5 protein-coding genes and 2 pseudogenes are annotated in these 8,899 nt (G+C 67.8%); 1 reads left to right on the plus strand and 6 read right to left on the minus strand.

Features of this window, described 5'->3' with window-relative positions; genetic code table 11:
- From G3N64_RS37050 to G3N64_RS37070, 5 genes and pseudogenes are all read right to left on the minus strand, one after another.
- Positions 1-139: pseudogene (locus tag G3N64_RS37050) on the minus strand (AMP-dependent synthetase); the annotation flags it as partial.
- A 247-nt stretch (positions 140-386) separates the two neighbouring features.
- Positions 387-2,294, minus strand: a complete 1,908-nt coding sequence (locus G3N64_RS37055; RefSeq protein WP_205788578.1) for a sigma-70 family RNA polymerase sigma factor — start codon at positions 2,292-2,294, stop codon at positions 387-389.
- A complete protein-coding gene (locus tag G3N64_RS37060; RefSeq protein ID WP_205788579.1) occupies positions 2,278-2,592 on the minus strand; it encodes a high-potential iron-sulfur protein in 315 nt (104 codons plus the stop codon). The genes G3N64_RS37055 and G3N64_RS37060 overlap by 17 nt, the downstream gene beginning before the upstream one ends.
- A 98-nt stretch (positions 2,593-2,690) precedes the next feature.
- Positions 2,691-3,899 carry a c-type cytochrome gene (locus G3N64_RS37065; protein WP_205788580.1) on the minus strand — a complete coding sequence of 403 codons (1,209 nt, stop codon included), beginning with the start codon at positions 3,897-3,899 and terminating at the stop codon, positions 2,691-2,693.
- Positions 3,900-3,979: 80 nt separating this feature from the next.
- On the minus strand, positions 3,980-5,701 hold the full coding sequence (locus tag G3N64_RS37070; protein ID WP_205788581.1) for a methanol/ethanol family PQQ-dependent dehydrogenase: 1,722 nt from the start codon (positions 5,699-5,701) through the stop codon (positions 3,980-3,982).
- Positions 5,702-6,116: 415 nt separating this feature from the next.
- Between G3N64_RS37070 and G3N64_RS37075 the strand changes: the two genes are divergently transcribed.
- Entirely contained in the window at positions 6,117-8,462 is a 2,346-nt protein-coding gene (locus tag G3N64_RS37075) for a TonB-dependent receptor (protein ID WP_205788582.1), read from the plus strand.
- Positions 8,463-8,549: 87 nt separating this feature from the next.
- On the opposite strand, the pseudogene G3N64_RS37080 reads toward G3N64_RS37075, so the two are convergent.
- Positions 8,550-8,899: pseudogene (locus tag G3N64_RS37080) on the minus strand (prolyl aminopeptidase); the annotation flags it as partial.

Genomic DNA, 8,899 nt, shown 5'->3' on the forward strand with positions numbered 1-8,899 from the left:
AGAAGCCTTCGTAATCGTTCTCGGCCTCGGCGGCGAGCGCACGATAGGCCGGCATGCCGGAAATGGTCGCCGCCTGTTCGAGCGCCGCGGGCGGCGCAAACTGACGGGTTTCGTGAAGAACCGATTCGATCTTGGACAAGCGTGTCTCCTTGCGTTCTTGTGATGCCTGACGGTGTTCGGGAAAACGCAACATGCATGCCAGCATCGGCGCTCGACGCACGCCAGCGGCGACAGCCGCGGCAGCCGGGCGCGTGCCGATCGATCCGCGCCAACGGGCGCCGTCGTGCGCGGTCGCGCGACGCCGCGGGGCGTTCAGAAATGCAGCATGGTGTGTTGCAGTCCTGAGCAAATGGCGTGAGGTGAGAAAGACGGCCGGCACGGCCGCGTCAGGCGAGCAGCGATCGCAGCGCCGGTGCGTGCCCGAATTGCCGGATTCGCTCGAGCGCCGACACCTCGATCTGGCGAACGCGTTCGGCCGACAGGTTCAGTTGCCGGCCGATCTCGCGCAGCGAATACTCGCTGTCGACATCGATGCCGTACCTCAGGCGAAGAATCCACGCTTCGCGTGCGGGCAGGCTGTCGATCAGCGCCGCCACCGCGGTGCGAAGCTGGCCGGCGCTCGCGGCGTCTTCCGGGGTCGGCGCGTCGGGGTCGATCGTGACGTCGCACAACGTGAGGTCGTGATCGGGCGAAACGGGCATGTCCGCGGAGACGGGCTCGCGCACGATGCTCATCAGCTCACATACCTTGTCGACGGGCAGCTGCATCTGCGTGGAGAGTGCCGGCGCGTCGGCGACAACGCCGGTCCGTTGCCGGTGCGTTCGCGCGAGCCGCGACAGCTTGTTGAGCGCGTCGACCGTATGCGCGGGCACACGTATCGTGCGGCCCTGATCGGCGAGCGCATGCGTGATTGCCTGCCGGACCCACCAGGTCGCATACGTCGAGAATTTGAAACCGCGCCGGTGGTCGTAGCGATCGACGGCCTTCAACAGGCCGATATTGCCCTCCTGGATCAGGTCGAGGAACGGCAGGCCGCGATCGGGATACCGCTTGGCAATCGATACGACGAGCCGCAGATTGCTGCGGAACAGTTTCGTTCTCGCGGGTTGCATCGCACGCTCGATACGCGTCAGCCGCGCATCGAGCGCGATTGCGATGTCGAGCGGCAGGGGCGACTGGCCGGCGAGGCGGGCAAGCGCGATGCGCGCGTCGATCAGTGCCGGCGCGTGGCGGGCGAGGGCGGCGGTGCATTCGGGATGCGCGGCGATGCATGCGCGCAGCCAGGCGCGCGCGTCGTCGCACGGCGCGAAGAGGTCGTGGCGCGTGGATCCGGTACGTATGCCCGACGCGGCCAGGGACTCGACGAGCCGTTTTTCGAGCTGGCGGGCCTGGGTGGCGCGTTCGCCGGTCGCATGACCGATGCGCTCGATCGCGCGTGAGGTGAAGCGGATCGTGCCGGTCAACGCGGCAGCCTCGCGAATCAGCGCGCGATAACGGGCCGAAGCGAACCCGTCGGCGTGCAACGCGTGCCGCATCGCCGGCGCCAGCGCACCGGCGCGCCCGAGCGATTCGGCAACCGCATCGCGCCACGGGGGGCTGTCCAGGGAGAGGCCCGTGCTGCCTTCCGGCTCCGGCGACTCCCTGGCCGGGTCGGGCGCCGTGTCGTTCCCGGGCGGATCGTCAGGCAGCATCGCGGGCGCTTGCGCGAGCGATTCGGCGTCGCCGGCGAACCCCGTCACGTAGACCGACGCCGCGACCTTGCCGGCGCGGATGTCGTCTGCGATCGCCGCGATGGCGGCGAGTGCAGCCGGATCGCGGCTCAATGCATCGACGCATGCCGCGCGGCCGCTTTCCAGGTGCAGCGCGAGCGCGATCTCTTCGTGCCGCTCGAGGAGCGGCGTCGCGCTCATGTCCCGCAGATAGAGCTTGACCGGGTCGTTGGTCCGGCCCGTGAGCAGATCGTCGGCCGCGAGCGGCGTCGATGCGTCGGCGATCCGTAACGTGACTTCCTGTGCCTGCGCGAAATGACGGTCGAGTGTCCACGCGGTACGCGAGCCGGCATGCTCGCGTACCTCGATGCCGAACTCGCGGAGCATCGACGCGGCCGCGTCGACATCCATGCCTTCGGCCGCATCGTCGGGCAACGCGTCGGCGATTTCGCCGTGCGTCACGTAACCGCGATCGATGCCCAGCGCGATCAGCGCATGCAGATGTTCCGCGCGTTCGGCATCCTTGCCGCGACGCGGCACGCTTTCGCGTCCGCGCGCGGGCCCGGGATCAAGCGAGCTTTGCATAGACGTTGCACCAGCCTTCGGCGGCAACCGCCTTGCCTGCGAACATCGGGCACGTGCCGAAGGATTCACCCGCGGCGGCCTTGTAGAAGCGGCAGTTTGCGCAGATCTGGCCGGCCTGGTACTTCGGGAACTTGCCCGCGTCGACGGTCGTGGCCTTTGCGCGATAGCCGAGCGTCTTTGCGGCCGCGTCGTTTTCGTCGACGGGCGGCGCGGCCGCGAATGCGCGGGGGCCGGCCGCGAGCGCGGCGCACAGGCCGGCCGCCTGGACGAAGAAGGTTCTGCGACTGGAAGAGATCATGGTGTTGTCCTGAATGAAATGAAAAGATGAAGTCCGGCCCGCACGCCGGGCATGCTGCCCGGCGCGGCGGTCGGTCGAAACGAAAGCGGGCGGGAAAGTTACTTGCGCGGCCCGGCGATGAGCGGCGCCTTCGACGCGGTGGCGACATCGGCGGTCAGCTTGTGCTTCGACGCGTCGTAGCCGTTCGAGTAAAGCAGGAACGCCATCACGTCCTCGTATTCCTGTGCCGTCATCTTGCCGGGGCGATCGGCCGGCATGTTGTTCGACATGTACTGGAAGATGCCGCCGACCGTGATGTGCGACTTGCCTTCGGGAGCGAAGGCTTCTCCGCTCAGCGCGGGGGCGGTATTGCCTTCGAGCTGGTCGCCGTGGCATTTCGCGCAGGCGTCGGCGTAGAGCTTCTTGCCGTGCTGTACCTGCGCCTGGTCGAACGACGGCATGTCGCCGCCTTCGCTGGTCGAAACCTTGATGAAGCCGCTCCTCGCCGGCAACGGTTGTGCGGAAGCGATCGCGCCGTCGAGAAACCGGCCGGGCGCACGCGCACGGGCGGCTTGCGTGACGGCGTCCGGAAGCGTCCAGCCGCGCGTGAGCGACGCGAGGCGGCCATCGCCGTTCATGCGCGACAGCGTTGCGTCGACGCGCTTTTGCAGTGCGTCCTTGCCCGGCCCGAATGCGAACGACAGTTGCCAGTTGGAGTACGGCGACGAAGTCGCCGCAACCTGGAACCGCTGGTGCGGGTGCGCGCGCTCGTACGCGACGACGCTCGGATACCAGACGATTGCGCGCTGGGCGCGGCCCGCGGCGACCGCGCCGATCGTCTTCTCGCTCGTGTTTTCGAGGTCGAAGCGGGCGTTCGCCTGCTGTGCGGCAATCAGTTGAGACGGGCTGCCGTACGTGGCCGCGATCGTTTCCTTGACGCCGGACGAGGCTTGCGCGTCGCGCAGCGACACGCTGACGTATCCGGAGCGCAGATAGCCTTGCGAGAACGTCATTCTGGATCCCGACGCATCGGCGATGTCCGAGCGCGGGAAGCCCGCGATCACGTCGCAGTCGCGTTCGAGCGATTTCGTCAGTTCGCCGGCGGAGATGCCGTCGTCGTCGCCATTGTCATCGACGCCGCGCCGGTTGAACGTCGCGGCGATGCCTGCGGTGCGGAACACTTCGCGCGCAATGGATCGGTCGAGCGCCGTGGTCGGGCTGCCGGGCAGCGTGCAGATGCGCACGCCGGCCGACGCGGCTGCCGGTGTCAGCGCCACGCCCACGGCGAGCAGACTGGCAACGGCAACGGAAGTAAGACGAGTATTCATGGTCGTGTGTCCGGTTGAAGCGGGGAGGGCGTCGCGCCCGCATCGGGCGCATGCGGGCGCGACTCGGGCCTGGCGCCTGGTTAGTCGAGCGCGAACACGTAGAGCGTGCCGCCGCGCGGAACGTCCTTCGCGATGTCGGCCATCGGTCCACCCCAGATCGGGTTCGCGCCGCCGTAGCCGGCGAGCACCGCGACATATTCCTTGCCGTCGACCTCATACACCGACGGTTGGGAGATGATGCCGCTCGCGAGTTGCGGGCTCTCCCAGAGCACCTTGCCGGTTGCCGTGTCGAACGCATACAGGTGGCCGTCGAGCGAGCCGCTGAACGCGAGGCCGCTCGCGGTGGTCGCGACGCCGCCGTTCCACGGCTTCTTCGACCAGTGGCTCCACAGCTTCTTGCCGGTGTTCACGTCGATTGCCGTCAGCTCGCCGTAGCCCTCGCTGCCCGGTTCGGGCTTGATCTCGAAGCCTTCGCCGAGATACGGCAGGCCTTCCATGTAGCTGACCGACTTGCCGGTGAGGCTCATGCACGCATGCAGCGCAGGCACGACCGCGATGTTGCGTTCCTGGTCGTACGAGATCGACCACCAGTTCTTGCCGCCGAGGAAGCTCGGGCACGTTTCGATCGTCGTGCCGGCCTTCGGGAACTTCGATGCGTCCTGGATCGGCTTGCCGTCGGCCGTGTAGCCGGTGACCGACAACGCCTTCACGAACGGCGTCGCATAGATCAGCTTGCCGGTCGTGCGGTCGATCGCGTGGAAGAAGCCGTTGCGGTCCGCGTGGATGATCGCGTCGTAGTCCTTGCCTTTGTACTTGATGTCGGCAAGCACGGCCGCGTTCACGCCGTCGTAGTCCCACGTATCGTTGTTCGTGTACTGGTAGTGCCACTTCAGATTGCCGTTCTTCGCGTCGAGCGCGAGCAGCGAATCGGAATACAGGTTGTCGCCGGGGCGCAGCGCCGCGAGCCACGGGCCCGGATTGCCGACACCCCAGTACAGCGTGCGGGACGCGGCGTCGTACGTGCCGGTGAGCCAGGCCGCGCCACCGCCATGGCTCTGCATGCCGTCGGGCCAGGTTTCCGCGCCCTTTTCGCCGGAAGCGGGGATCGTGTAGCGTTTCCAGACTTCGGCGCCGTTCTCCGGATTCAGCGCGGCGATGTAGCCGCGAATGCCGTATTCGCCGCCGGACGTGCCGACGACGATCGCGCCGTCGATTGCGAGGGGCGCGAGCGAGAACGCGTAGCCGAGGCCCGGTTCGAACATCTGCTTCTTCCACACGAGATTGCCGGTCTGCGCGTCGAGCGCTGCGACTTCGCCATTCAGCATCGCGATATAGACGTTCTTGCCGTACAGCGCGACGCCACGGTTCACGACATCGCAGCACGCGGTCTTGAACGAGGCGGCACCGAGCTTCGGCTCGTATTTCCACAGCTGCTTGCCCGTCCTGGCATCGAATGCGTAGACGTTGTCCTTCGGCGTCGTCACGAACAGATAGTTGCCGTTGACGATCGGCGTGGCCTCGAAGCCCTGCTTCAGGTCGGCGGGGAACTTGTAGGCCCACGCCTGCTTGAGATCCTTCGCGTTCGACGTGTCGATCTGCTTGAGCGGCGAATGCGAGCGGCCGTCGTAGGTGCGGTAGTAGGTCAGCCAGCCCGGATCGGTGTGTGCATCGGTCAGCCGCTGGTAGGTCACGGCCGGGTAGTCTGCGGCCGCTTCCACGAGGCCGGGGTTCAGCGCGACGGCGGCCGCTGCCGCGATTCCGATGGTCGCCAGCCGGCTCGCTGAAGCCGAGAGTTTCTTCATGGTTGTCTCCTGAGTCATTGTGGTCGCACCGCCGCGAACGGTTGGTCGCGCCGGCACGGTGGGGATTCCGGGCCGTGTGCATTGCCGGTTACGCAAGTCGCATGCCATCGCGGCGCGAAGCCGGCGCGGCGCGGCATACCGGCGCAGCGCGCGCGATGCGCGGTCGAACGCGTCGCGCACCGGCATCCACGGAGGTGTTGCATTCAGGTACACCGCCGCGCATGAGGTGTTGCCAAACATGACAGGTGGTGCGGCACGCGGGACAGGTGGGCCGTCGCACGCTCGCATGCCGCGCGGAATCGGTGCGCATCGCAGGCAGCGCTGGCACGGTTCTCGCACGCGCGCTTGTCGACACCACGTCGCTGCGCGGTGCATTGCACGCGCCGGCGGAACAGAAAACACGGAGACAACGGAAATGATCAGGAGGCCAAAGGCAGCCGGGCGGCGCTGCGCGATGCGAGGCGGCCGGCGTGTGCGACGCGTCGGCACGGCGATCGGTGCGCTTGCGCTGTTCGGGCTGGCGCCCGGCGGCGCACGTGCGCAGCAGCAGCCGGACGGCGTCGCGCCGCCGGCCGCCGCCGTCGTGCCGCAAGCGTTGGCCGTCATGTTGCCGGCGGTGGTCGTCGTCGGCACGACGCCGCTGCTCGGGATCGGCGCGCCGCTGTCGAAGGTGCCGGCGAACGTGCAGACGGTGCGCGGTGCGGAACTCGACGCACAGCACCGTGCGACGCTGACCGACTTCTTCGCCGCGAACCTGCAGAGCGTGACGCTCTCGGATGCGCAGGGCAACCCGTACCAGACGGACGTCAACTATCGCGGTTTCACCGCGTCGCCGCTGCTCGGCACGCCGCAGGGGTTGTCGGTGTTCGTCGACGGCGTGCGCGTGAACGAACCGTTCGGCGACGTCGTGAACTGGGACATCCTGCCCGCGCAGGCGATCGATCGGGTGCAGCTGATTCCGGGCTCCAATCCGGTATACGGACGCAATACGCTCGGCGGCGCACTCGCGATCACGACGAAGAACGGCAAGTCGAATCCGGGCGGCGAAGCGGAGGTGTCGGGCGGCTCGTGGGGGCGCAAGACCGCCAGCCTCGAGCAGGGCGGGACGATCGGCGCGAACCTCGACTACTATGCCACCGCGAATGCCGCGAACGATGGCGGCTGGGCGGACCACAACGCGAGCCGCGTGCGGCAGGCGTTCGGCAAGCTGCGCTATACCGATGCGGACACGACGCTGTCGATCGCAGGCGGCGGCGCGGACAACACGCTCTATGGCACCCAGACGATTCCACGCTCGTTCCTCGGCAACCCGAAACAGGCATATACGTATCCGGACCGGAACCGCAACAGCGCCGGTTACCTGACGCTGTCGGGCGACCGGTTCTTCGGCGAGCACGTCGAGCTGAGCGGCAACGCGTACTACCGGCACCTGCGAAACGCCAATACGAGCAGCAACAACAATACGGATTACGGATCCACCGGCGAGGACGGTACGGTCGACACGGTGCAGGGCAGCAATGCGCAATCGACGATCGTCACCGACAGCTACGGCGGCAGCGTACAGCTCGCGCTGCTCGGCAAGCTCGGCGGGATGGCCAACCGGCTGATCGCGGGCGTCGCGGCCGATGTCGCGAACTCGCGCTACGTCGCGTCGTCGCAGGACGCGTATTTCACCGATACGCGCGCGGCGATCGGCGTCGGCGATTTCGTCCCGCAGACCAGCGCGAAGACGCGCAACGCGAACCTCGGCGTGTACCTGAGCGACGCATTGTCGCTGACGCCGCACTGGACGCTGACGCTGTCGGGCCGCTACGACTGGTCGAAAGCGCAGATCGGCGACGAGAGCGGCGTGCAGCCGCTGCTCGACGGCAACCATACGTTCTCGCGCTTCAATCCGGCGGTCGGGCTCAACTGGAACCCGGTCGCGGGCTTCACCGCGTATGCGGCCTACAACGAAGGCATGCGTTCGCCGACCGCGATCGAGCTTGCGTGCGCCGATCCGTCCGCACCGTGTTCGCTGCCGAACGACTTCATCGCCGATCCGGCACTCAGTCCGGTGATCTCGAAGACGTTCGAAGCCGGCGTGCGCGGCCGCATCGGCGCCGCGACGACCTGGAGCGCCGCGGCCTACCGCACGACACTGACCGACGACATCCAGTTCATCAGCAGTCCGGCGAGCGCGCAGGGCTATTTCCGCAATGTCGGCGATACGCGGCGGCAGGGTATCGAGCTGGCGGGCCGCACGCGGCTCGGCCCGCTCGGTGTCGGGCTCTCGTACAGCTATGTCGATGCGACCTACCGTTCGTCGTGGACCGAACACAGTCCGGCGAATTCGGCGGCCGATGCGAACGGCAACGTGACGGTCAAGCCGGGCGACCGCATTCCCGGCATTCCCGCGCACACGGTGAAGCTGAGGCTCGACTACGCGGCGACGCCCGCGTGGGATATCGGCGCGAACGTCACGTGGCGCGGCGGCGTGTACGCGCGCGGCGACGAGAACAACCAGGACGTGAACGGCAGGATCGCGGGCTACGTCCTCGTCGATCTCGACATGCGCTACCGGATCACGAAGCGGTTCGAGGTGTTCGCGAGCGTGACGAACCTGTTCGACAAGCACTATGCAAGCTTCGGCGCGCTCGGCCAGAACTTCTTCAACGGGCCGAACCACACGTTCGACGGCGCCGGTCCGGTGAACGAGCAGTTCGTCGGGCCGGGTGCGCCGCGCGGGGCGTGGCTCGGTGTGCGCTACGCGTGGGATTGAGCGTTGCGCGGCCGAGTCGGTGGTTGCGTCACGCGTCGCGTCGTGACGTGACGTGAACAGGTGCCGGATTGCACGCGGCATGCGCGGTCACGTGAACGCTACCGCCGAGAACATCGCAGCCACGGCGCGGGCGACGCTGCGTGCCAACGCCGGGTCGTTTGCCAGATGCCCGGCATGCACGCGTTCGATCACGACCTCGGGTGCGGCACGCGCGAGGCGCACGACGTTGCCGGCCGGGCACACGGGATCGCGCATCCCGTGCGCGGCGAACAGCGGCACCCCCGCCCGTGCCGCCCGGCGCGCGAGCGCGAGCACGCGGTGCTCGCCGAGCCAGCAGCCGTGCTGCAGGTAATGCGCCTGGATCCGGTATTTGTCGATCAGCCTGCCGACAGTCTTCTCCGAGCGGATCGCCGGCGCGGGCGGGCGGCGCGTCCGCG

This window comes from Burkholderia sp. Ac-20344, assembly GCF_017104975.1.
In the GTDB taxonomy this organism is placed as follows: Bacteria; Pseudomonadota; Gammaproteobacteria; order Burkholderiales; family Burkholderiaceae; genus Burkholderia.